The organism is Fictibacillus aquaticus (genome assembly GCF_002245695.1).
GTDB classification, from domain to species: domain Bacteria; phylum Bacillota; class Bacilli; order Bacillales; family Fictibacillaceae; genus Fictibacillus; species Fictibacillus aquaticus.
Genome location: NZ_NOII01000003.1, coordinates 296,835 through 321,280, shown reverse-complemented (window position 1 = coordinate 321,280; position 24,446 = coordinate 296,835). Strand labels below are relative to the sequence as shown.

The 24,446-nt window shown below is 47.8% G+C and carries 17 protein-coding genes; 3 read left to right on the top strand and 14 right to left on the bottom strand.

Annotated features, from left to right (window positions below; all coding sequences use genetic code 11):
* Window positions 1–11: 11 nt before the first annotated feature.
* From CGZ90_RS12025 to CGZ90_RS12015, 3 genes are all read right to left on the bottom strand, one after another.
* The gene (locus CGZ90_RS12025) at window positions 12–869 is read right to left on the bottom strand and encodes a 3-hydroxybutyryl-CoA dehydrogenase (protein ID WP_094252749.1); all 858 of its coding nucleotides are present in this window, start codon (window positions 867–869) and stop codon (window positions 12–14) included.
* Between the two features lie 16 nt (window positions 870–885).
* Complete coding sequence (locus CGZ90_RS12020) at window positions 886–2,061, bottom strand: acetyl-CoA C-acetyltransferase (protein WP_094252748.1); 1,176 nt, start codon at window positions 2,059–2,061, stop codon at window positions 886–888.
* Window positions 2,062–2,217: 156 nt separating this feature from the next.
* The gene (locus CGZ90_RS12015) at window positions 2,218–4,329 is read right to left on the bottom strand and encodes a (Fe-S)-binding protein (protein ID WP_094252747.1); all 2,112 of its coding nucleotides are present in this window, start codon (window positions 4,327–4,329) and stop codon (window positions 2,218–2,220) included.
* Between the two features lie 781 nt (window positions 4,330–5,110).
* On the opposite strand from CGZ90_RS12015, the gene uvsE reads away from it, so the two are divergent.
* Window positions 5,111–6,061: a UV DNA damage repair endonuclease UvsE gene (uvsE, locus tag CGZ90_RS12010; RefSeq protein WP_094252746.1), complete on the top strand. Its 951-nt coding sequence runs from the start codon at window positions 5,111–5,113 to the stop codon at window positions 6,059–6,061.
* A gap of 162 nt (window positions 6,062–6,223) precedes the next feature.
* On the opposite strand, the gene CGZ90_RS12005 is transcribed toward uvsE, so the two are convergent.
* From CGZ90_RS12005 to CGZ90_RS11960, 10 genes are all read right to left on the bottom strand, one after another.
* Window positions 6,224–6,394, bottom strand: coding sequence for a DUF1427 family protein (locus tag CGZ90_RS12005; RefSeq protein WP_094252745.1), 171 nt, complete (start codon window positions 6,392–6,394; stop codon window positions 6,224–6,226).
* A gap of 76 nt (window positions 6,395–6,470) precedes the next feature.
* Window positions 6,471–7,007, bottom strand: coding sequence for a DinB family protein (locus tag CGZ90_RS12000; RefSeq protein WP_379675166.1), 537 nt, complete (start codon window positions 7,005–7,007; stop codon window positions 6,471–6,473).
* A gap of 211 nt (window positions 7,008–7,218) precedes the next feature.
* On the bottom strand, window positions 7,219–8,889 hold the full coding sequence (gene argS, locus CGZ90_RS11995) for an arginine--tRNA ligase (RefSeq protein WP_094252743.1): 1,671 nt from the start codon (window positions 8,887–8,889) through the stop codon (window positions 7,219–7,221).
* On the bottom strand, window positions 8,886–9,326 hold the full coding sequence (locus CGZ90_RS11990; RefSeq protein WP_094252742.1) for a YwiB family protein: 441 nt from the start codon (window positions 9,324–9,326) through the stop codon (window positions 8,886–8,888). Before CGZ90_RS11990 ends, argS begins: the two co-directional genes overlap by 4 nt.
* Window positions 9,327–9,698: 372 nt before the next feature.
* The gene (locus CGZ90_RS11985) at window positions 9,699–11,219 is read right to left on the bottom strand and encodes a UDP-N-acetylmuramoyl-L-alanyl-D-glutamate--2,6-diaminopimelate ligase (RefSeq protein ID WP_094252741.1); all 1,521 of its coding nucleotides are present in this window, start codon (window positions 11,217–11,219) and stop codon (window positions 9,699–9,701) included.
* A 268-nt stretch (window positions 11,220–11,487) separates the two neighbouring features.
* Complete coding sequence (locus tag CGZ90_RS11980; protein WP_094252740.1) at window positions 11,488–12,846, bottom strand: LVIVD repeat-containing protein; 1,359 nt, start codon at window positions 12,844–12,846, stop codon at window positions 11,488–11,490.
* A gap of 313 nt (window positions 12,847–13,159) precedes the next feature.
* The gene (locus CGZ90_RS11975; RefSeq protein WP_094252739.1) at window positions 13,160–15,280 is read right to left on the bottom strand and encodes a PAS domain-containing sensor histidine kinase; all 2,121 of its coding nucleotides are present in this window, start codon (window positions 15,278–15,280) and stop codon (window positions 13,160–13,162) included.
* A gap of 291 nt (window positions 15,281–15,571) precedes the next feature.
* Entirely contained in the window at window positions 15,572–16,450 is an 879-nt protein-coding gene (gene speB / locus CGZ90_RS11970) for an agmatinase (protein ID WP_094252738.1), read from the bottom strand.
* A gap of 59 nt (window positions 16,451–16,509) precedes the next feature.
* On the bottom strand, window positions 16,510–17,340 hold the full coding sequence (gene speE, locus CGZ90_RS11965; RefSeq protein ID WP_094252737.1) for a spermidine synthase: 831 nt from the start codon (window positions 17,338–17,340) through the stop codon (window positions 16,510–16,512).
* A gap of 1,312 nt (window positions 17,341–18,652) precedes the next feature.
* Window positions 18,653–19,945, bottom strand: a complete 1,293-nt coding sequence (locus CGZ90_RS11960; RefSeq protein WP_094252736.1) for an amidohydrolase — start codon at window positions 19,943–19,945, stop codon at window positions 18,653–18,655.
* A 143-nt stretch (window positions 19,946–20,088) separates the two neighbouring features.
* Between CGZ90_RS11960 and CGZ90_RS11955 the strand changes: the two genes are divergently transcribed.
* Window positions 20,089–22,143 (top strand): transglycosylase domain-containing protein, encoded by a 2,055-nt coding sequence (locus CGZ90_RS11955; protein WP_094252735.1) that lies wholly within the window; start codon window positions 20,089–20,091, stop codon window positions 22,141–22,143.
* A 238-nt stretch (window positions 22,144–22,381) separates the two neighbouring features.
* Here the strand turns inward: CGZ90_RS11955 and CGZ90_RS11950 are convergent, their stop codons facing one another.
* Entirely contained in the window at window positions 22,382–22,909 is a 528-nt protein-coding gene (locus CGZ90_RS11950) for a YwhD family protein (RefSeq protein ID WP_094252734.1), read from the bottom strand.
* 186 nt (window positions 22,910–23,095) lie between these two features.
* Between CGZ90_RS11950 and CGZ90_RS11945 the strand changes: the two genes are divergently transcribed.
* Complete coding sequence (locus CGZ90_RS11945) at window positions 23,096–24,412, top strand: NCS2 family permease (RefSeq protein WP_094252733.1); 1,317 nt, start codon at window positions 23,096–23,098, stop codon at window positions 24,410–24,412.
* Window positions 24,413–24,446: the final 34 nt, after the last annotated feature.

Sequence of the window (24,446 nt, the reverse complement as noted above, 5' to 3'; positions counted from 1 at the left end):
CTAATGATGCGCTAGTTTGCTTGATAATCGTAGAACCCTTTGCCAGATTTCTTGCCGAGCCAGCCTGCCTTCACATACTTGCGAAGCAACGGGCATGGACGGTATTTGTCATCGCCAAAGCCTTCATGCAGCGTTTCCATAATATAAAGGCACGTATCCAATCCGATAAAATCTGCGAGCGTAAGCGGCCCCATCGGATGATTCATTCCGAGTTTCATAATTTCATCGACCGCTTCTGGTGTCGCCACACCCTCATATACGGCAAAAATTGCTTCGTTGATCATCGGCATCAAGATGCGGTTAGAGATGAATCCAGGGAAGTCGTTCACTTCCACCGGAACTTTAGAAAGCTTGCGCGATACAGCCTCGATCGTTTCGTATACTTCGTCTGCTGTCTGCAGCCCGCGGATGATCTCTACAAGCTTCATAACCGGTACCGGATTCATGAAATGCATGCCGATGACTTTTTCAGGACGCTTTGTTGCCGCTGCGATTTCTGTGATCGGAAGCGAAGATGTGTTAGAAGCAAGAATCGCGTGCTCTGGTGCGAATTCATCAAGAATCTTAAACAGGTTCGTTTTCACTTCCATGTTTTCCACGACCGCCTCGATGATCAGGTCGCATTTCTCCGCGTTCTTCAGCTCAGTGGATGCCGTTAAGCGGTCAAGCACCGCCCCCTTCTCTTCCTCAGTCATCCGCCCTTTTTCCACTTGGCGCGAAAGGTTCTTATGGACGATGTTCATCCCTTTTTCAACAAACTCTTCCTTCAAATCGTGCAAGTACACACTGTAGCCTGCCATCGCGCACACCTGGGCGATTCCTGAACCCATCTGCCCTGCGCCGATTACCATGATTGTCTGTATGTTCATCTCTTTGCCTCCCACACTATTTAACTTCCACTAAAATCGCGTCGCCCTGGCCTCCGCCGCTGCAGATCGAGGCAATGCCCAATCCGCCGCCGCGTCGCTTCAATTCATGAATCAGTGAAACCACGATTCTCGTACCGCTCGCTCCAATCGGATGTCCGAGCGCAACAGCACCGCCGTTTACGTTCACTCTTTCAAGATCTAACCCTGCAAGCACCGAACTAGAGAGTGCGACAGCCGCGAACGCTTCATTGATTTCAAAAAGTTCGATTTCTTCCAGCTTCTTGCCTGTTTTCTTTAAAAGCTCGTTGATGACAAGACCCGGTGTTTTCGGGAAATCCTTCGCTTCTACCGCGATCGCCGTATGTCCGAGAATTGTCGCCAGTACTTCTTTTCCTTCGCTCTGCGCGCGCTCCTCGCTCATGACGACAACTGCTGCAGCTCCGTCATTCACACCTGGCGCGTTCCCTGCTGTAATCGTGCCATCATGCGAAAAGACAGGCTTCAGCTTAGAGAGCGCTTCAATTGAAGATCCTTTTCTTGGCGATTCATCGACTGCCACCGTCAGTGGATCTCCTTTGCGCTGCGGCACTTGAACCGGAACGATTTCTTCTGCGAATTTTTCAGCAGATGCAAGAGCAAGCTCATGGCTTCGGAGTGCCCACTCATCCTGCTTTTCTCTTGAAATCTCCAGTTCTTTCGCTACATCGTTTCCGTAAATACCCATGTGAACGCCTGTAAATGAGCATGTCAGACCGTCGTGCGTCATCATGTCCTTCACTTGGCCGTCGCCCATGCGGAAGCCCCAGCGTGCTTTTGGCAAAAGGTAAGGCGCGTTGCTCATTGATTCCATGCCGCCTGCCACAATGATTTCCTCGTCGCCGGTACGGATGATCTGATCAGCCATCGTGATGGCGCGCAGACCTGACGCACATACTTTGTTGATCGTTTCCGTCTTCACTTCCCACGGGATGCCGGCTTTTTGCGCAGCCTGCCGTGAGGGGATCTGACCCTGGCCGCCTTGAAGCACGTTTCCGATGATGACCTCCCCTACCGATTCAGGAGCTACACCTGCGCGGTTCAGCGCTTCTTTGATCACGATGCCTCCAAGATCAGATGCCGTAAGTGTTGCGAGACCTCCGCCAAACTTGCCGATCGGTGTACGCACACCGCTTACAATGACAGAACGAACCATGAATAATGACCTCCTTTGAGTAGTAAAAGAAATGTTGTTAACGCTTACAAAAGCAGAGAAAAAATTTTTGCCGTCAGCCGAGCGAACGCTCAGTCAATCTATAACGTGCAGGAAACCCATGGCTAAAACAATCCATGGGGTTCCTTTCACTTTTTATTATTGAAGCACTTTTTCTTTTGCGTTGCCGAACACTGACTTTTCGAGAATTTCTACAACATCCAGCGTCTGCACTTGCTCTTCTACTTCCTTCGCCTTTGTTCCGTCGCTCAGCATCGTCAAGCAGAACGGGCATCCGCTTCCGATCATTGTCGGGTTAACGGCCAGCGCCTGTTCGGTACGGGCAACGTTCACGCGGGAACCGGCTTTTTCTTCAGTCCACATAAGCCCTCCGCCGGCGCCGCAGCACATGCCGTTCTGGCGGTTGCGGTCCATCTCGACGAGGTTCACTCCAGGAATCGCTTTTAAAATCTCGCGAGGCGGTTCGTATACCTCGTTATAGCGGCCGAGGTAGCAGGAATCGTGGTACGTGATCGTCTCATTCACTGCATGTGTCGGTTTGATGCGGCCCTCTTTAATCCACTGTGCGAGAAGCTCAGTGTGGTGGTACACCTCAGCCGTTGAGCCGAATTCAGGATACTCGTTTTTAAACGTATTGTACGCGTGAGGGTCGATCGTGATGATCTTTTTCACGTTATGCTTTTCAAACAGCGCCACGTTTGCTGCTGCCATCTCTTGATAAAGGAATTCGTTTCCGAGACGGCGAGGCGTATCGCCAGAGTTCTTTTCCTTGTTTCCAAGAATCGCAAACTTGATGCCTGCTGCGTTCATGATGTTCGCCAGCGACAGCGCGATCTTTTGGCTGCGGTTGTCGTAAGAGCCCATCGAGCTTACCCAGAACAGGTACTCGAATTCCTCTCCCGCTTTTTCCATCTCTTTTACCGTCGGGATATGAACATCATCACGAAGGTCGCGCCAGTTCTCGCGCTCTTTCTTCGAGATGCCCCAAGGGTTACCCTGCTTTTCGATGTTCTGGATCGCGCGTTTTGCGTCGCTCTCCATCTTACCTTCTGTCAACACAAGATAACGGCGCATGTCGATGATTTTATCCACGTGCTCGTTCATGACCGGGCATTGATCTTCACAGTTGCGGCATGTCGTACACGCCCAGATTTCTTCCTCTGTGATGACGTCGCCGATCATGGAAACATCGTAGCCAGCAGCTGCCGTTTCCTGAGCGCCCTCGCTTCGTGAAGCGTAAGCGAGCTGATTTCCAGCTGTTCCGGCAAATGCGTAAGCCGGCATCCACGGCGTACGGGATGTAACGACTGCTCCTTTTTCCGTCAGATGATCGCGAAGCTTAACGATTAAGTCCATCGGAGAAAGCATTTTTCCAGTTCCAGTCGCAGGACAGACATTTGTACAGCGCCCGCACTCCACACACGCATAAAGGTCCACGAGCTGCTTCTGGTTGAACTCTTCTATCTTATTCACACCGAATACTTCCTGAGACTCGTCTTCAAAGTTGATGGAAGACAGCTTTCCTACTTTATCCCTGCGGCCAAGCCACACGTTTAGCGGGCCAGCGATCAAGTGAGCGTGCTTGGACTGCGGCACATACACGAGGAACGTGAGCAGGAACAATAAGTGAATCCACCAGCAGATGAAGAAGATGACGGCTGCGCCTGTTTTTCCGACGAAACCGATCAAGTAAGCCAAGCCTGACGCGATTGGCGCCGTCCATTCGTACGGCATATCGTGCCAGATGATTTCAGCAGCATTGCCGAGGAGTACAGACAGCATCAGTCCGCCGATGAATAGAAGGACGAGGCCAGACTTAAATCCGCGCTTCAGACGGACGAGCTTTTCCACGTAACGGCGGTAAAAAGCCCAAACGACCGCGATGAGGATCATGAGCGTTACGATTTCCTGGAAGAACGTGAAGCCCGGGTAAAGCGGCCCTAGTGGCAGATGCGAGCCAGGTGCGAGACCTTTCCAGATAAAATCGATGGCGCCGAACTGTACAAGGATGAATCCATAAAAGAACATCACATGAATGATTCCGCTTTTTTTATCTTTTAAAAGTTTCTTTTGTCCGAAGACGTTGATGAGCACAGCCTTGATTCTTTCTTGTACCGTGTGGTCAAACTCTACCTTCTTGCCGAGCTTTATAAACTCGTACCGCGTTTTGACAACATACGCAAACAAATAGAATGCGTAAGCGGTTACAAAAAGAAAGGCAATCCAATTGATGAGCTGCAATGTGTTCATTGCTGGTCCTCCCCTTCCTATCCGGTTACCTATTCCCTGTAAAAATAAGTCTTTAACCTATAATTCAAAAAGCATTAAATTTTCTGACTTCAGTATAACATAAACTTAAAAGTGAATGAGCATTCAGTCAACCACTTTTCAAAAATTTTTTTATTCATGCAATTAATCGGGTAAGGAAACACTATCAGCATATTAAACTGTCCGTTATGATGCGCCAGCCAGGCCGCTGGCGTGTTTTTTCATGAGGCTGTTTTCGCAAATAACAGCAATCGAGGAAGAAGTTGATCTCCGTTTCATGCGCACGCTTTCCGCGGGGTGACAGCGAAAAGCAGAAACGGCTCGCTCAGCCACGACAAGCATAAGGGCAAGAGGCCGGTAAGTCGCTCTTTGACTTATTGGACTCTTGAACTTTTGACCTCGAGTGGCTAGCCGTTCTCTGCTGGACAAGTGAGCCCTTCCATCGCACGCGCCATTGGAAGGTCTCACCTTCTCACTCATCCCGCAGGATAAGGAAGGCTACGCAGCAAGACATCGCACGAAGAAAATGTGAACTCCATTTTCGAGGAGTCGGCACCTTACACTACGATCAACTTTTTCAAGAATGTATTCAAGATGCTTCAGTGAACACGATGAAAAAGCCAGCCATTGCAAATGAACGAAGAATGACAGCATTTTTATGGATTTGCCATTGAAGATTAAATTACACTTAAGTGGAAACTCCACTGAACCTTCTTACAAACTGTTCAAAGACAATTATTTAAAATCGAAAGGGGAGATGATTATGCTCGTATCATTTGGATTTGTTTCAACGGCACTCGAGCTGCATGATTCATCGCCCGCCAAGACGATGACATATGCGACTTATTCTAAGCGCGATTCGGAGCTGCGGCTGCAGCAGCTCATCGCGATCACAAAAAAGAACCTGGAGAGCACGCTGCGGGTGCTGCATTACTGCGTCGCGCATCAGCTGCCGCTGCACCGCATGTCCTCCTCCATCGTGCCGCTAGCCACACACCCTGACGTCAATTGGGATTATTTAAAATACACGTGGCGCGAATTTGCCGAAATTGGAGCACTCGTTAAAAAATATGATCTGCGGACAAGCATGCATCCGAATCAGTTCACGCTTTTTACGAGTCCAAGAGAAGAAGTGACCCAGAACGCCGTCAAAGATCTGATGTACCATTACGATATGCTGTCAGCTATGGGCATAGCCGACTCTAGCTATCTGAACATCCACGTAGGCGGTGCATACGGCGACAAAGAGGATGCACTGCGGCGGTTCTATGAAAACATCAAGACGCTTCCAGTGACGATACTTAAACGGATGACACTCGAGAACGATGACAAAACGTTTCATGCTGAGGAAACGCTAGACGTGTGTGAGCAGCTTGGAGTGCCTATGATGTACGATTTCCACCACGATCAAGCGAACCCATCGATTCCTCTATCTGAGATCATGCCGCGGTTCGTGAAAACGTGGGAAGGAACTGGAAGGCCGCCAAAGGTTCACCTGTCTTCACCTAAAAATGAAAAACAGTACCGCAGCCACCATGACTTTGTGAGCCTTGATTATGTGCTGCCTTTTTTCAAGGAAGCGGCAAAGCACACAGATACGCTTGACGTTATGATCGAGGCAAAAGAAAAAGACCGCGCCGCACTCCGGCTCATCGCAAAGGTCGAGAAAGTGCGCGGCTTCAAGCGCCTGTCCGGCGGGACGATCTTGATGTAGGCTTACAAAGAAGGGGGTACGGTACTCATCACTTATACGCCTCTTATAATAAGGTTTTAAGTGCTGGAGTACCGTACCCCCAGCACTTAAAAAGCCAGCACCGCAAGCAGTTTGCGGAGCTGGCTTTAACTTTTTACGGCTTACATCATACGATTTCAGTATTTATTTTAAAAAAGTGGCAGCTACCCAGCCGTAAAGCTGAAAGCCGAGATAAATGCCAATGATGCCGATGATTCCTGGAAGTGCGGGCGGCGCTGGTATCGGAAGCTTAAATAATGCAAAAACAAATCCTACGATCAAACCTGTAATCAGCGATAAAAAAATAATTTTCATATCATCACTCCTGAAATGTTAGAAAAAGAATATTCCACTCTAATATCTCTCGTCACTGCCTTCTATATCCTTAAACCTAGCCAGCACTGACTGATTGCGCCATTTTTTTAATGATCCGGATCTGTCCCCGGTGGTTGATTTCATCCTCAAAAACATGAAACCACATAAAGTAGCGGTTCGCCTGTTTGCCCTGCCACCACTCTTTTTCTTCATAAAGCCATTCATCAGGAAGGTTTTTGAACGCCGCGATCGTTTCTTCGCGTACAATTTCAAGCTCGCGAATATATTCTTCAGCTCTTTTCCCCTTTAAAGCCCGTCCTGCATCACCAAGAGAAAGCGCCGGTTCAAGAGTTTCAGCATATGCGTCCACTTCTTCATCCGTGTGGTCGCCTAGCGTCAAATACTGATAAATCCGTTCAACTGCCGCCATATGCGCAAGCAGCATCCCGATCGTATTTCCTTTTTCATCATATGTAAAGTCAAGATCCTCTACCGAAAGATCTTCTACCGCGCGAATGGTCGTATGTCGCGCATAGTTCATCATCGACACAAGCTTCGAAAAGTCAGGCGATAGCCCTTCTTCCTTTTCGTCAATCAAAAACAGCCGATCCATGTTCATTGTCGCAAGCCTCCTCTAGCAGATTCACTCACCGCTCTTTACATTCCATAAGAAAATGAAGAATCCTCTATTTGTTTTTAGGGGTACGGTACCCGCCATAGATGAATCCCGCTGTTGCAGATTCTTTGGCGGCGGGTACCGTACCCCCACCAGCAGACACACAAAAAAACCACGCCCCATAAAAAGGCGTGGTTTAATGCTTGTATTACATTCTTTCAGGCGCTTCGACTCCGATGAGCTTAAGCGCGTTTGCGATCGTGATTTGCGTCGCTTTCATAAGTGCGAAGCGAGCTGTTGATTTTTCTTTGTTTTCTGCGTCAAGAACGCGCTCTGCATTGTAGAAGCTGTGAAGCGCAGAAGCCAGTTCAAACACATAGTTCGTCACACGGTGTGTAAGCAGTTTTTCAGCAGCTTCGTTAATGACAGCCGGGAACTCGCCGAGTTTCTTCAGAAGCTCATACTCTTTTTCTGAATCCATCAAGCTCAAGTCGATGTCACCATCAAAAGAAAGACCCATCTCTTCACCTTGGCGGAGCATACTGCATACGCGAGCATGTGCGTACTGAACGTAGAACACTGGATTTTCGTTAGACTTCGAAACAGCTAAGTCCATATCAAAATCAAGGTGTGTGTCGTTTGAACGCATCGCGAAGAAATAACGAGTAGCATCTGTGCCAACTTCTTCCATCAAGTCGCGCATCGTAACAGCTTTCCCTGTACGCTTGCTCATCTTCACTTTTTCACCGTTCTGATAAAGCGAAACCATCTGAATGATCATCACATCTAGCTGATCTTTGCTGTATCCAAGCGCCTCGATTGCCGCTTTCATACGAGGAATATAGCCGTGGTGATCCGCTCCCCAGATGTTGATCAGGCGGTTAAATCCGCGCTCGAGCTTGTCTTTATGGTACGCGATGTCCGGAGTCAAATACGTATAAGAGCCGTCGTTTTTGATCAATACACGATTTTTGTCATCACCAAGATCGGTCGTACGGAACCATGTTGCGCCGTCTTCTTCATACACATAGCCTTGTTCTTTCAGCTTATCGAGCGCCGGACCGATCTTGCCGTTTTTATAAAGAGAAGTTTCTGAGTACCACACATCAAACGGTACGCGGAAATCTGCAAGGTCTCTCTTGATTTTTTCCATCTCTTTTTTCAATCCGTACTCACGGAAAAACGCTAAGCGCTCATCTTCAGGAACAGAGACAAACTTATCGCCGTACTCCTTTACTAGCTCGTCGCTGAAACCTACGATATCAGCGCCGTGGTAGCCGTCAGCCGGCATTTCTTTTTCCATGCCGAGAGCCTGAAAATAGCGTGCTTCAATAGAGGCAGACAGATTATTGATCTGGTTGCCCGCATCGTTAATGTAGTACTCACGTGAAACATCATACCCTGCAGCATCCAGAATGTTGCAGATCGAGTCGCCGACTGCCGCGCCGCGCGCGTGTCCGAGGTGAAGCGTGCCTGTCGGGTTCGCGGAAACGAACTCAACTTGAATTTTAGTGCCTTTTCCAATATCCGTGCGGCCATAATCGGCGCCAGCCTTCAAGATTGCCGGCACAAGCTCTGTTAAGTATGAGTTATCCATGTAAAAGTTAATAAATCCAGGACCTGCGATCTCTACCTTCCCGATCGATGCCTTAGACTTGTCAAAGTTCGCGACGATCTCGTCTGCGATCGCACGCGGTGCTTTTTTCGCGATACGCGCCAGCTGCATCGCCATGTTTGTTGCGAAATCTCCGTTCGCTTTATCCTTCGGCGTCTCCAAAACAACAGCCGGAAGCTCTTCTTTTGCTGCGAGACCCGCTTTCACAACTGCAGCTTCAATCTCTTCTTTCAGCTGAAGTTTCACCTGATCAACTACGTTCATGCTTTCGCCTCCTGAAATGATATCTTTATCGTATGTTTACCTGTATCTTCACCCTGCAGAACCAGTCCGTAAGAAAGCAGCAGATCGCCTTCCTTCTTTTGCTGGTTATAGCGGAAATTCATTTTATCTGTGTTTGTTTCCATCCATAGCTGTCCGTAGGGGCTGTCGTACATGCCCTTGGTCGTCTGCCCGATAAGGAATTTCTGCTTCATCGACACACTGCCTGAACGGATGATGAGAATTCCGTCATTCGTTATCTTAATGACATTTTTGACCGAACCGGCCCCTTCTATTTCTTCTTTGTACTGAAGATAGGTGGCCTCACCCTTTTGAATGAGCATCCCGTCCGTATGCGTATGATGCTTTTCCGCATCATCTCCCATTTTTATCTCAGATTGAACCGTTACGGAAACCTGCATTTTCGTATCTCGTTCCATGGCTGTCGACACTTCCTTTAACCGTTGCTATATAAAAATCTCTATAACCTATATATTATAAAAGAATTCCCCTCTGTTATTCAACCATACAGAGAGGAATTTTGCATGACTATGCGATTGATTTCGTAAAACGTGTTTCTTTTAGAATTCAGAGAAGTGGTTGATCTCCGTTTCAGGTGCACGCTTTCCGCGGGGTGAGCGGTGAGCCCTTCCGTCGCACGCGCCATTGGAAGGTCTCACCTTCTCACTCATCCCGCTGGAGTCGGCACCTTACACTCCAATCAACTTGTTCAGAGAGGAATTCAAGATGATCAAGCAAATGTTATGAAAGAATCCACCAAAAATGGTTCAAAATCAGTAAAGGACCTTATATCAATAACTATCCGCTGTCTTGGCAGGTTTTATGCTGTCGTGTTCTTTGTTTAACAGCTGGAGTGCTGCTTTGTCGCTGTCAGCAGGCATGAAGAACGGTGTCTTGTATGTTTCGGGTCCTTTTCCGGTAATGAAAATCCAATCTCCCTCACGAGCATGATCCCACGCATGTTTTATTGCGGAGGTTCTGTCGCATATTACGATCCCTTTTCCGCCAGATTCCTGATTGTTCAGCGTGTGGAGCTCGGCCTCCATCTCAGCAGGATCGATTCCGTTCAGATCATCGAATGTTAAAATCAGCTGATCGCTGTATTTTGCTGATGAGGCTACCATCGTGCCTCGTTTGCCTGTATCCCGGTTGCCGCGGAATCCGAATACATGAATGATGCGTTTCGCACCGAGCCTTCTTGCAGTGGACAGGCAATACTGCACCGCGTCTGCCGTATGTGCGTAATCGATAATAAAGCGCGCGCCGCACGGGTGCCGCAGCATTTCGAACCGTCCTGGAACGCCTTTAAAGCCCTCAAGCCCGCTTGCGATCGTGCTGCTGTCCGCAATCAGTTCCTTTGCCGCTGCAAAAGCGAGCGCCGCATTATACACGTTATGGATGCCTGGAATCGGCAGGCTGACCATATAATCATTCTCATCGTGCCGCAGTGTGAAAACTGGCTCTTCGTCTGCTTGTATATTTTTCAGCCAAAAATCGTTCTCTTCTCCGCGCCCTGCCGATACAGCAGGTATGCCTTCGTCTCCCAGCTCTTGAACAAGCCGTTTGCCCCAGTCAGTATCCGTGAAAATGATCGCTTTTCCGTCTGGTTTCAGCTGATTGAACAGCTTTCGCTTAACGCTGAAATACTCTTCCATGCTCCCATGATAGTCAAGGTGTTCTTTGCTTAAGTTCGTGAAAAGCGCGATATCAAACTGAATACCCTCGACACGGTATTGCTCAATCGCATGTGACGAGACTTCTAAAATAATGACCTCATCGTTGCTTTCCGCCATCATCCTGTTCAGCTGAAGCGCATCAGGAGTCGTGTTCGCCGCTTTTCTTTCTTCTCCGTTAAGAAAGTTAGCGATTGTACCAAACAATGAACAAGAAATACCCGCCTGCTCTAAAATATCCCGCAGCAAAAACGACGTTGTTGTCTTGCCATTTGTCCCTGTAATCCCGATTATCGTCCGCTTCCGGTCAGGTCTTTCATAAAAACGGCTCGCCGCCAAAGCAAGTGCTTCACGCGAGTTCGCTGCCTGAATATAAGGAACACCTTCCTGCAGCCCTTTAATTTCCGCTTCGTCCTTCTCTCCTATAACAGCCGCCGCTCCCCGGTTCACAGCATCCTCAATAAAATCATGACCGTCATGCTTGTAGCCTGAAATTGCAACAAACAAGAATCCTTCTTCTACTTTTGATGAGTTGCTTTCCAGCCCGCTCATTGTTATTGCATCTATATCTATGTCAATCGTTTGCCGCAGCAGAATATTCCGATTCCGCAGCGCATTCCATACATTCCGTAATCTCATGCTGACTCTCCTTCAACAAAGTTGCTATTACATATATCGTGCCCAAAATCTTATCCTGTGGGGTACGGTACCCCAGAAAGACAAAATTTATTTTTTGTCTCCCCCATATGGACACTTTTCATAAAAGCCCGCAGCATAAAGGCTCTTCCATTTACATACTATTCATTTGGGAAATATTCGGGAAATGGTACCGTACCCCAATTTTTGTCCAAATAAAAAAGAACCGCTGGGGGAGTGCGGTTCTTTTCGTGATGCTCAGTTTATTGGGTTAATCGTCCTGTCCATTGTTTTTAAGAACGACTTTAAGCCCGCTGCCCATATCTGACGCCAGCATATAGTTGCGGTCTACAAAGACGCCCCAGAAATACGCATTCTCCGGGCGATAATAACCTAGCTCGTAAGGCGAGGATGGGTTCGTAATATCAAGCGCCCTCACACCCGCCGCATAATGCGAAAGGTAAAGCGTATTGCCGCGCACTTTAGGATCGTGCACCGTATAAGCAAAGGTTGGCCTTGCTCCCTCTGTCATGGAAGCATCTGTCTTAAAATAGCTCAAAAGCTTTGGATTTGTTTTATCCTTAATATCGTAAATGCGCGTATAGCCGTAGCCGTACTCAAAACCGTCGCGTTTTGGATTGGAGACTTCGCGCGTTTCAATCAGGATATTGCCGCCTTTTGCCAGGGCAGAAGAGTGCGCGGCGCCCTGAACGGTCTTCTCAAACTCTGTGCGGCCGAGGAACTTTGTCTTTTCAGGCTTACTGATATCAAAAATAAGGGTTCCCATGTCCCAGAAGGAAACATACGCAGTTGATCCGTTACCGTCTGCTTTAACGCTGTGAGCGAATCCGACACGGTCTTGATTATATTTGTCTTTAAAATTATAGCCGTCATACTCTGGTTCCAGCTGCGAGGCATCAAACGAATAAACCGTTTTTGGCGCGGCAGGATTTGTCGCATCGACAACATTAAAATCATGCGATGTTTTATCATAAAAATTCGAGTATGGGTTAGCCGTTAATACGAGCACACGGTTGCCTTGCTCCGTCAAATACAACTCATGTGTTCCACGCACATTTTGCGGTGTGCTCCAGAATCCCAGCTTTTTTGGCTGCTCAGGGTTTGTAACGTCGTATAAGAGAAAACCTCCTGTAGTGTTTTGGTCTAGACGATTCATCTTCTGAACGCTGACAACCGCCAGGTCACCCGTGAACTCCGGAGTACTTACTGATTTCACGATTACTTTTTCCTGCCATGTTCCTGGCATGTCGGCAAAAACAGCCACTTCTTTCGGATCTGACGGGTCTTTCAAATCAAAAACACGTACTCCTCCTCCACCGCCATTTGCTGTGTGCGTTCCAAGGTAAGCATAGCCTTTATGAGCATAAACATCTGCCGTGTTATTCTGGACGCCGTTTTTCTTTTGAATCTGAACTGCGGCTGCCTCTTTCCAGCCAAGAATGTTCTTCGAGGCTTCCAGCTGCGGTCCCATAAATTCATACTGACCGACGTCTTCACCTTTTTCTATGTAGTCTTTGCCAAGCTCATCATGTGCCAATGCCTTTGGTGAGAAAACGGAAAATGCCATTACACCTGCAAGTGCAGCAGAATAAAAGAACTTCTTTTTCATATTCCTAGCCTCCCTGTTAAGTTGCTTGTCCAAAACATTACAGGAATTGTAAAAAAAGAGAAATAGAGCAAGGGAATTATTTAACTGAAAATTCAAACAACTAATGCATCCAGAGTCATAGGCCTAAAGTGGCTTTATCTCTTTTGGGGCTGGTTGGGGTTGGGGGTACGGTACTGACCCTCTCAAAATCGCTCTGCTATTGGCATTTTAACGAACGGTACCGTACCCCCAGCCCTGATCGCTAATAAAAAAGCCCGGTACGATATTGGATCGGCAGCTGTTGCACCAATCTACATATCGTACCGGACCCCGGTTAGTTCTGCAGCGGGAAGGAGAGGGTGATTTCCGTTCCTTTTCCTGCTTTTGATTTGATGGTGATATCACCATTGTGTTCTTTCATGATTTTATAGCTGACCATCATGCCAAGACCTGTCCCTTTTTCCTTTGTTGTGAAAAAAGGCTCGCCGAGGCGGTCGATTAAATCCTTTGGAATGCCGCACCCTTGGTCAATAATCTGAATCAGCACTTTATCACCTTCACGGAATCCTTTTACAAGGATAATCCCGCCATCGTTCATCGCTTCGATCGCATTTTTGATTAAATTGATCAGCACCTGCTTCAGCTCGTTCTCTTCACCGCGAACAAGTGGTATGTCTTTTTCGAGATCGGTGACGATATGAATGTTCTGCACGAGTGCATGGCGTTCAAGAAGTGTCGCGACAAAGCGCACAAGCTTATTTAAATCTGTATCGCAGTACGATTTTACTTGCGGTTTCGCGAGAAGGAGCAATTCGCTCATAATATGCTCGATCCTGTTCAACTCATCGAGCATGATCATGTAGTATTTTCCTGCATCAATATCGCAATTCTCCTGAAAAAGCTGGATAAACCCTTTCAGTGAAGTAAGCGGATTGCGGATTTCATGAGCGATGGAGGCTGCGAGTTGGCCAACAATGGACAGCTTGTCAGACTTTCGGAGCATCTCTTCAGTCTTCTTCTGGTCGGTTACATCACTCGCAACTCCATATACACCGATTATTTCATCCTCGACAACAATCGGGATCGCCGTCACACAGAGGTTTTTTACTTCACCAGATTTACAGTTGATAAACGTTTCAAAGGTTCTTGGAGTCCCTTTCAGCACACCTTTAAAATCATCCTTAAGCCTGTCAGCTTCCCCTTCTGCCAGCAAATCCTCGATTGTCATCTGCAGCAGCTCACTCAATTTATATCCGCTGAGCGTTCTCGTTTCTTTGTTAACCCTCGTAAACCGGCCATGCCTGTCCATCGAACAGACGATAGAAGGGTTATGGTCAAACAGCGATTTGTATCGTTCCTTGCTCTCGATTAAAAGCTTTTCTGTATTTTTCCGCTCTGTAATGTTGCGCGTTACACCTGTTATTTCATGCACTTTCCCTGTTAACGGATCGATCACGCTTTTAAAGGATGCCTCAAGCCAGACATAACCGCCTTCTTTATCTTGAAGCCGGAACTGCACCGTGAGCGCCCTTTCCCCGCCGTTCATATATTCAAGTGCATGTTGCATTTTCTCAACATCGTTCGGGTGCATAAGACCGAAGCCTGTGCCGCCAAGAAGCTCTTCTGGCATCAGCCCAAGAATTTCTTTACTCGAAGGCGATATGTATGTAAAGGCACCATCAGGAGAGTGAGTAGAGATCATGTCATGAACATTTTCAGCAAGCAGGCGGTAGCGCGCCTCACTTTCCTGCATTTTTTCATTGACCGAGATCTTTTCTGTCACTTCACGCCCGAATACGAGCAGGTTTTTACGTGTGCCGTCTTCATGGAAAACAGGAATTTTATATACGTCAAAAACACGTTCTCCCCCATCTAGAGAAGGAACGCGTTCCTCCACCCGCAATATCTTGCCTTCATTCCAAACCGATTCATCGGTTTCTACACAATAATTAAACACATCTTTAAAAGGTTTGATCAGCTCTGCAAGCTCGCTGTCATGTTTTCCTGTAAAATCGAAGCCAGGCACGCCAAACATTTCGCCGACAAATGCGTTGGCAAATACGAACCGCCCTTTGCCGTCCTTGATTCCGATAAAATCCGGAACGATATTCATGAGTGTCTTAAGCAAATCGTCCTGCGGCTGCAGACGGACAGGCTTCAAAATCAGATATGTCACCTCGCCGCCGCCAGCGGGCAGCTTCCCTTCTGCACAAGTTGACAGGAACTCTCCCTCAGTCCCGCACACATGAACTTCTTCTACGCGAGGATGATATTTCTTTATAATATCTTCTTCAGCTTTCCCAGCCAGCTGGCTGGAGCTGTATCCAATCAGTTTTTCTGCCGCTTCATTCACACAAAGCACCTTCCTCTTATCGTCTAAAATGACGACAGCATCAGAAACATGGTGAATGAACTGGCTTAAGAAAGGAGTGGATTCTAACTGTAAATGATCCATATCCTTCCGCCCCCTTTTTAACAAAATCCCAAGTTCAGAATATTCCCTAACCTTCACTATACCAAAGACCTAGTAAAAAGATAATACATTTAAGTAATTTTGGGGTACGGTACTCGAAGCTGAAAAAGACTGCTGAGCTTGGAGGAAGAACTTATGGGGTACGGTACCACAGGGTACCGTACCCCATAAAGCATCTCAAAAAAACACCCCCAAAGTCCTGCAAACAGGAAGCACTAAAAGTCCATAAAAAAAGCCGGAGCACAAAGCGGCTCCAGCTTTCTCGAGAGATAATTATTTCTTGTTTACCCAGCCAAGCAGGATTTCACGAAGGAATTTGCTTGCTGCAATAGGTGTCTGTTCGGATGGGTCGTAGATTGGCGCCACTTCCACCAAATCTGCTCCAATCACTTTCACATCAGACTGAGCGATCAGCTGGATCGCTTCTAGAAGCTCTTTAGACGTGATTCCGCCTGCTTCAGCTGTTCCTGTTCCAGGTGCAGCTGAAGGGTCCAATACGTCGATGTCGATCGTCACATACACGTTGCGGCCTGCAAGTGTAGGAAGTACTTTTTTAAGCGGTTCAGCTACATCGAACTTGTACATGTGCATGCCGCTTTCTTTCGCGAACTGGAACTCTTCGCGCATTCCGGAACGGATTCCGAACGAATACACGTTTTCCGCACCGATTAATCCGCACACCTTGCGAATTGGAGTAGAATGTGAAAGCACTTCGCCTTCATACTGCTCGCGAAGGTCTGCGTGTGCGTCAATATGAATGACAACGAAATCGTCATATTTTTTATGAAGCGCCTTAAAAACTGGCCATGTAACAAGGTGCTCTCCGCCAAGACCGAGCGGAAACTTGTCATCATCCAAAAGCTTGCCTAAGTACTCCTCGATCATATCAAGCGAACGCTGCGGGTTTCCGAACGGAAGCGGGATGTCGCCAGCGTCGAAGTAGTTCACTTCTTCTAAGTGCTTGTCCATGTACGGGCTGTACTCTTCAAGTCCGAGTGATGCCTCTCGGATTCTAGCCGGGCCGAAACGGGATCCCGGACGGAATGAAACAGTCCAGTCCATCGGCATGCCGTAGATGACTGCGTCTGCCGTTTTATAGTCAGGTTTGCTCAAAATAAATACGTTACCAGAGTATGCTTCATCAAAACGCATAATTAACAGCTCCTTTTTATATGTAGCGAGGGAGCTTTTAGCTAAGCTCCCTCGAAGTATTATTTCTTGATTAGGTCTCCAACAAACTTCGGAAGCGCGAATGCCGCATTGTGAAGTTCAGGCGTCCAATATTTTGTTTCGATGTCGTGGAAACGCTCAGCCGGGATTTCAAGCGGATCGTGCTTCTTAGATCCAATCGTGAACGTCCAAAGGCCGCTTGGGTAAGTTGGGATGTTAGCCGTGTAAAGGCGCGTGATCGGGAAGATCTCGCTCACATCGCGGAAAACGTTTGTGATCAGCTCAGGCGTGAACCAAGGGTTGTCCGTCTGTGCAACAAAGATTCCGTCTTCTTTAAGAGCTTTAGAGATACCTTCGTAAAAGCCTTTTTCAAAAAGCTTAGCTGCAGGTCCTACAGGCTCAGTAGAGTCAACCATGATCACGTCGTACACGTTTTCGCTTGTTGCGATGTGCATGAATCCGTCATCGACTTTCACTTCAACGCGCTCGTTCTCAAGCTCGCCAGCGATTTCCGGAAGGTACTGCTTAGAGTACTCGATAACTTTTCCGTCGATCTCAACAAGAGTCGCTTTTTCAACAGACGGGTGCTTCAATACTTCGCGGATTACGCCGCCGTCGCCGCCGCCGACAACTAGTACGTTTTTCGGGTTAGGATGCGTGAACAAAGGCACGTGAGCGACCATCTCGTGGTAAACGAACTCGTCCTTTTGCGTTGTCATAACCATGCCGTCCAAGATCAGCATGTTACCGAACTCTTCTGTTTCTACCATATCGAGCTTTTGAAATTCCGTTTGCTCCGATACGTACGTTTTATTGATTTTCATTGTGATTCCGAAGTTTTCTGTTTGTTTCTCAGTAAACCAGATTCCCATTAATACCACTCCTTCTATATTGAAATGCCAGGCATCGTTGTCATTGTTTTTTACAAACATAACGATTATAGCATTTACACTTCTGTTATTCCACTCGCTTTTTAATGAAAACCTTCTTTTTTAACAGTTCTTTTCGCAATCGTTGTTGCTTTTTAGAATTCTAAGAAGACGTTGATCTCCGTTACAGGTGCACGCTTTCCGCAGGGTGAGCGGTGAGCCCTTCCGTCGCAAGCGCCATTGGAAGGTCTCACCTGTCTCACTCATCCTGCTGGAGTAGGCACCTTTCACTGCGATCAACTTTATCAATGATGTATTCAAAGGTGATTTTAAAAAGTATTAGTTGATCCTAAGTGTCGACAACTTGAGAATAAACACCACTTTTTCTTTACGTTTAATGTCTGCTGAGCACCCCTAATTTTACAGCGGGATGTGTAAGACAATAGAGACCTTCCAATAGGGCTTGTGGGGGATAGTTCACCTTGTACACCTTGCGTAATTTTTAGCTGTTTTCTAAAAGATCGTTGCTCTAGATAGGGTTACATAATTAACGTTGAAAGATCTGCAATTCTTTTATTTTGGGCTACAAGAACCCACTGGAAAAAATTCTTACAAAGGTTTTTCATCTTGATTTCTACGTTGATTAAGTTGATTGGAGTGAAAGGCGCCGACTCCTCGAAAATGAAGTTCACATTTTCTTCGTGCGATGTCTTGCTACGTAGCCTTCCTTATCCTGCGGGACAAGCGGGCAGGTGAGACCCTTCAATGGCGCGTGCGACGAAGGGGCTCACCGCCTGCCCCGCGGAAAGCGTGTGACTGTAACGGAAATCAACAGCTACCATGAATTCTTTATTAGCAACAATATTCGCGAAACAAGACTTTTATTTTTACCATTGGTCCTTATGGCTCAGCATAAAAACATACGTTCGTGATATAATGGTAGATACAGCAGACGGATTGCTTAAGGCTTGAGCGGTCGGCGCATTCCCTTTAAGACTGGAGCTGGTCAAACCATTGTGCTAAGCAGCTTACAGTGGAGGGGGGTGGTGCCTCTGACAGTTTTCGAAGCGTTAATGTTCGCGGTTGCGTTCAGCTCGCTTGTTGTCACGATCATGTCTAAGCAAAAAAAATAGACCGCTCACCTCTGGCAGGAGTTTTCGCGGCCTATACGTTGCCCTATGCAGTTGCAGCTTATAGCCGGCGCCTAGTCAGGCACCGTCTGCTAATCCGTCCGTGTTCGCGCACGGGCGGTTTTTATGTTCATTTATACTATGCTCAATCTTTAATTATTTTACCACGTTTTCAAAAGCCTGTCCTATGACAGCCTCTTCAATAGCCCCTCAGCCCGGTTTCTTGCATCGAACATCAGCTTTTCTTCATCCACCGTTAAAAGTTCACGGCCGCGCATGACCATCTTCCCGTTTATAACCGTCGTATCAACGTCATGGCCGCTCGCCGCATAAACAAGCAGACTCGCCTCTTCATAAGCCGGCGTCAAATGCAGCTGGTTCATGTTCAGTAAGATCACGTCCGCCTTCATGCCCGGCTTCAGTTCTCCTGTCACTCCGCCGAGCCCGAGAATATCCGCTCCGTTCACCGTCGCCATCGACAGCACATCATGCGCCGACAAGACACCAGCATCCTCATACCTCAGCTTCTGCATCCAACTCGCCGCCTTCATCTCCATAAACAGGTCAAGCGTACTCGCGCTCCCTGCTCCGTCTGTTCCAAGCCCGACCTTCACACCGAGATCACTCAGCTTCTTCACATCACTTATGCCGCAGCCGAGCTTCGCGTTCGATACCGGATTATGGACGATACCGCCTTTTATTCCTTTTAGTATTTTAAAATCCTCATCATTAAAATGAACTCCGTGAGCGAGAAGGACATGCTGCTCAAACACACCGTTTTCGAACAAATATTGCACCGGACGCATGCCGTAACGGTCGTGGATGATTCGCTCTTCATCCTTTGTTTCCGCCAGATGGATATGAAGCGGCACACCCTTTTCACCAGCAAGCGCGACTGCTCCCTTTAGCAGCTCCGGCGGGCACATGTATGGCGAATGCGGGGCGATCATCGTCGTGATCCTGCCGTCCGCCTTGCCGTGCCAGCGGTCAACCACATCAGCAGCTTCACGCAAACGCCCTTCGAAGTTGCTGTCCATCGCGATCAGACCGCGGGCGAGTGACGCCCTGATCCCAGAAGATGTAACAGCCTCAGCCACTTGATCCATTCCTATGTACATATCAGCATAAGCCGTTGTTCCGCTTTTCATCATTTCTGCCATTGATAACAGTGCACCGATGTAACGGTCTTCATCATCCATCTTCATCTCGATCGGCAGCATCTTCTCGTTCAGCCATTTCATGAGCGGCACATCGTCACTGTAGCAGCGCAGCAGCGACATCGGTGTATGCTGATGACCGTTCACAAGTCCTGGTGCTGCCAGCATCCCTTTTCCGTCCGCCACTTCATGACTGCTCACGTCATCATCAAACGTTCCCACGGCCGTAATCTTATCGCCGTCAATAAGAATATCTCCTGATTTTGTTTTCCAGTTGCCAACGTTTCCGCGCGTCAAAAGCCTGACATTTTTCAGCAGCATTCCGATCCACTCCTTTATATGTGCCATTATATCATTCTTACCCTCGTTCCATGTTTAAGGCCGCCTGAACTCTCCCATACTAACAATAACTAGACATAAAACTTTTAGCAGACGGCCATTATCCAGATATAAGGGGTGTCCAAATGGAAGTGTTAAAAAAGTATTTATTAAAAATAAAAGAGATGCCAAAACAAGAGAAACAGAGACTGCTGAAAAAGTGGAGCCTGTTAAGCGCGGGTGCTGTCCTTGCTAGTTTCGCTGGGCTTCTGCTGCTCGCAAAGCTCATGGGACCGCCGGCTCTGCTCGTTCCGCAGACAACTGTCCTTCATGCTCGTGACGGGTCAGTGATCGGCGAGATTCATAACCAAGGTCAGAACCGTTATTGGATGCCGCTGAAAAAAATCGATCAGGACGTGATCGATGCCACCCTTTCGATTGAGGATAAAAGCTTTTTTAAGCATAGCGGGTTCGATTTCAAACGTATTGCCGGTGCACTACTAGCCGATATCAAGGCAGGCTCCAAAGTGCAGGGAGCGAGCACGGTCACACAGCAGTATGCCCGCAACCTTTTTCTGACACACGACAAAACATGGCGCCGAAAGCTTCAGGAAGCCTTTTATACACTAAGGCTTGAGATGAACTATTCAAAGGAAGAGATTTTAGAAGGCTATCTGAACACGATCTATTACGGTCATGGAACATACGGAATCCAGTCTGCCGCTCATTATTATTATGGGAAAAATGCGGATGACCTGACCTTGGCAGAAGCGAGCATGCTGGCAGGAATCCCAAAAGGTCCTTCCGCTTACTCGCCGGTCCTGCATTATCACCGTGCGAAGGACCGCCAGGCTGTGATATTGACCGCCATGGCAGAGGACGGGCATGTGACGGAGAACGAAAAGGCAGAAGCGAAACGCACTCACCTTTCTTTTCAAAGAATAAAAGAAGAGCAAAAACAGAAAGTAGCTCCTTATTTTCAGGATGCTGTATTGTCGGTATTGAAAAACGAGTTGAAGGTCAATCCGGAGACGCTCCGGTTTGGCGGGCTGCACATTTATACGACGCTTGACGCTAATATGCAAAAAATTGCAGAGGACTCAATGAACGGAAAGATCAAAGGCAAAGAAAATCTCCAGGCAGCATTTGTCGCGATGGATCCGCGCAATGGCGATGTGCGTGCGATGATCGGAGGGCGCGATTACAGCAAGAGCCCGTTCAACCGGGCAGTGCAGGCAAAACGTGCACCCGGATCGACGTTTAAACCGTTTCTGTACTACGCCGCACTCGAAAACGGCTATACGCCTTCTACTTCGCTGAAGAGCGAGCCGACTGCATTCGCGATGGGTGACGGGCACAAAGATTATGAGCCGCAAAACTTTAAAGATCGTTATGCGAACGACTTTATTACGATGTCACAGGCGATCGCCATGTCAGACAACATCTATGCGGTTAAAACCAATCTGTTTTTAGGACCAGATAAGCTTGTGAAAAGTGCAAAGAAATTCGGCATTCATTCGCCGCTTGATAAAATTCCGTCGCTCGCTCTTGGCTCAAAAGGCGTTGGTGTAATGGAGATGACGAACGCGTACAACCTGTTCGCGAACGGCGGTCACAGAATGGATCCGGTGTTCATTCAGAAAATCACCGACCGCGATGGACGTGTGCTGTACGAGCACGAATACGAGAAAAAGCAGGTGCTGAACGAAGAAAACGCCTACGTTCTGACCGATATGCTTGCCGGAATGTTCGACGACCGGCTCGGCACCTACACGGCGGTTACCGGATCAAGCATCAACCAGCAGCTCACAAGGCCAATGGCTGGCAAATCAGGTTCTACACCGAACGACAGCTGGATGATCGGCTTCACGCCGCAGCTGACTGCGTCAGTTTGGGTCGGCTACGACAAAGGTGAAGAACTCGGCAAAACGGATACAGGCTACTCTAAGCGCATCTGGGCTCAATTCATGGAAGAAGCATTGCAAGGACAGCCCGCCATGTCATTCAAGAAGCCTGACGGAGTGACGGCTGTTACTGTTAATCCGGCAAACGGAAAGCTCGCTACTGACAGCTGCCCTGTTACAAGAATTTCGTATTACAAAGCAGGCACAGAACCGACCGAATTCTGTGACGAACACGGCGAAGATCATTACGCTGAGCCACAGCAAGAAGAAGAAAGCGGCTGGTTTAACTGGTGGTAACATGGCTTTTGGGGTACGGTACCATCAACACAAAACAAAGCCGTACCGCCGAATTTCGGCTGATGGTACCGTACCCCCAGCCTGAACAAAAAAAAATGCCCGGATCCGCAGAAGCGGTCCCGGGCATTTTTTTGTCCTAGCAATGTGTGTACAATGCTAGATTTATTTTAATGGAAAGGCTTTCTTGCTACAAGCTTTTTTCGACAAAGTTCAAAAAAGGTTCATAACTTTTCCAATATTATTCCACCATTGCTTTGACAGTGTCTGATGAGCGTTCGAACATGGCTTCATCATGATCGCGCAGGAAATTACCTAGCAGACGGCGTGATTTTTCATCCATGTCTTCGATGATCACATGCCCTTTCATCGATTTATCCATGCGGTTTACATGCTCCGGCAAGCTCTTGTACCCTCTGCGCGCCTCTGAATCGATCTGCATCTCGCAAGCTGTCACTCCGTAATAATACGGTCCTTGTTCGCTGCGGTTGATCGTCACCCATACGAGCCAGTACAGCCTCGGGTTTGGTGTGTTGCTGCGGTCCGGTGTAAATTTAATCCGCTTCTCCACTTCACTTCTCGCATGAAGTGCGCCCATATCTACATATGCTACGCTGTCTTCTGTGTCAACGATGACCGGCGTCACGTTGTCCAGACTTAGTGCACCAATGCCGAAACCTCCGTGACCGCCAGTTGAATCTCCGCTCAAAATCGTAAAGCCGCTGCCTTTTTTCGCACCATCATTTTTTTTCTCAAAAAAGTCCTTCATTTCCAAGCCCCCGTCTCCGTCGTTACTGACATTATTGTACCACACAGGCACGCTTCTATTACAGTCATCTGCCGCATCAATACGGTTTTCCGTATGGTTAAATCCTAAAAAAGGGTTGATTCGCACCTTAAAAACGAATAATATATAATTTGTATGTAAATAATGTTCGTATTTTGGAGGTAACGCATGCTATCATCCTTTTTTAAATTAAAAGAACTTGGAACAACTGTTAAAACTGAAGTACTTGCCGGGATCACCACATTCTTGACGATGGTCTACATTGTTATCGTCAACCCGATCATCCTTCACTCTGCGGGAGTTCCGTTTGATACTGTTTTTATAGCAACGATCATTGCGACCGTTGTAGGAACGCTTTGGATGGCGCTCTTCGCCAACTATCCGATCGCTATCGCTCCCGGAATGGGGCTGAACGCTTATTTTGCGTTCTCGGTTGTCGGCACACACACTAACATTTCGTATCAAGTAGCTTTTGGCGCGGTTTTCGTTGCCGGCCTTATCTTTATTTTATTATCATTAACACCTTTCCGTTCAAAATTGATCGAAGCGATTCCTTCTAACTTAAAACACGGCATCACAGCAGGTATCGGTCTGTTTATCGCTTTTATCGGAATGAGACTTACTGGCATCATCACAGCACACAAAGAGAATCTCGTCGCACTAGGTGACCTTCATTCTCCAAGCGTCATGCTCGCTCTTGCCGGTCTTGCCATCACGCTCGTGCTTATCGCGCTTAACGTGAACGGCGCCTTGTTCTTCGGTATGATCGCGACAGGTATCATCGCCTACGCGACAGGTCAGCTGAAGTTTAAAGAAAAGATTATGGCAATGCCTAACATGCCAGATCAGCTGTTCATTTTCGGCAGCCCGCTCACAGCTATATCAGATGTATTTCAATATGGCTTGTATGCGGTTGTCTTCTCCTTCCTTCTCGTCACTATCTTTGATACGACGGGAACGATGGTCGGCGTCGCTGAACAAGCCGGCTTGATGAAAAACAACAAGATGCCGCGTGCGCGTGAAGCGCTTCTTGCTGATTCTGTTGCGACAACAGTCGGTGCCGCTCTTGGAACGAGCCCGACAAGTGCATACATCGAGTCATCTTCAGGCGTTGCCGCTGGCGGCCGTTCAGGCTTAACATCAGTCGTTGTCGCGGTTCTGTTTATCGCTGCTGCATTCTTCGCACCTCTTGTCGGCGCGATCTCAGGCATCGCAGCCATCACAGCGCCAACATTGATCATCGTCGGAAGCTTCATGCTCAGCTCGCTTGGAAAAATTAAATGGGACGAGTTTGACGAAGCATTCCCTGCGTTCCTGATTATCTTAAGCATGCCGCTCACATCGAGCATTGCCACAGGAATCGCACTAGGATTCATCTCCTACCCGCTGCTTAAAGTCGTACGCGGAAAATGGCGCGAGGTACCGTTCCTCGTCTACTTGTTCGCTGTGCTGTTCTTTTACCAGCTGGCATTTTTACCGCACTAATACGGAAAGCCAAGGCCTTTGAGCCTTGGCTTTT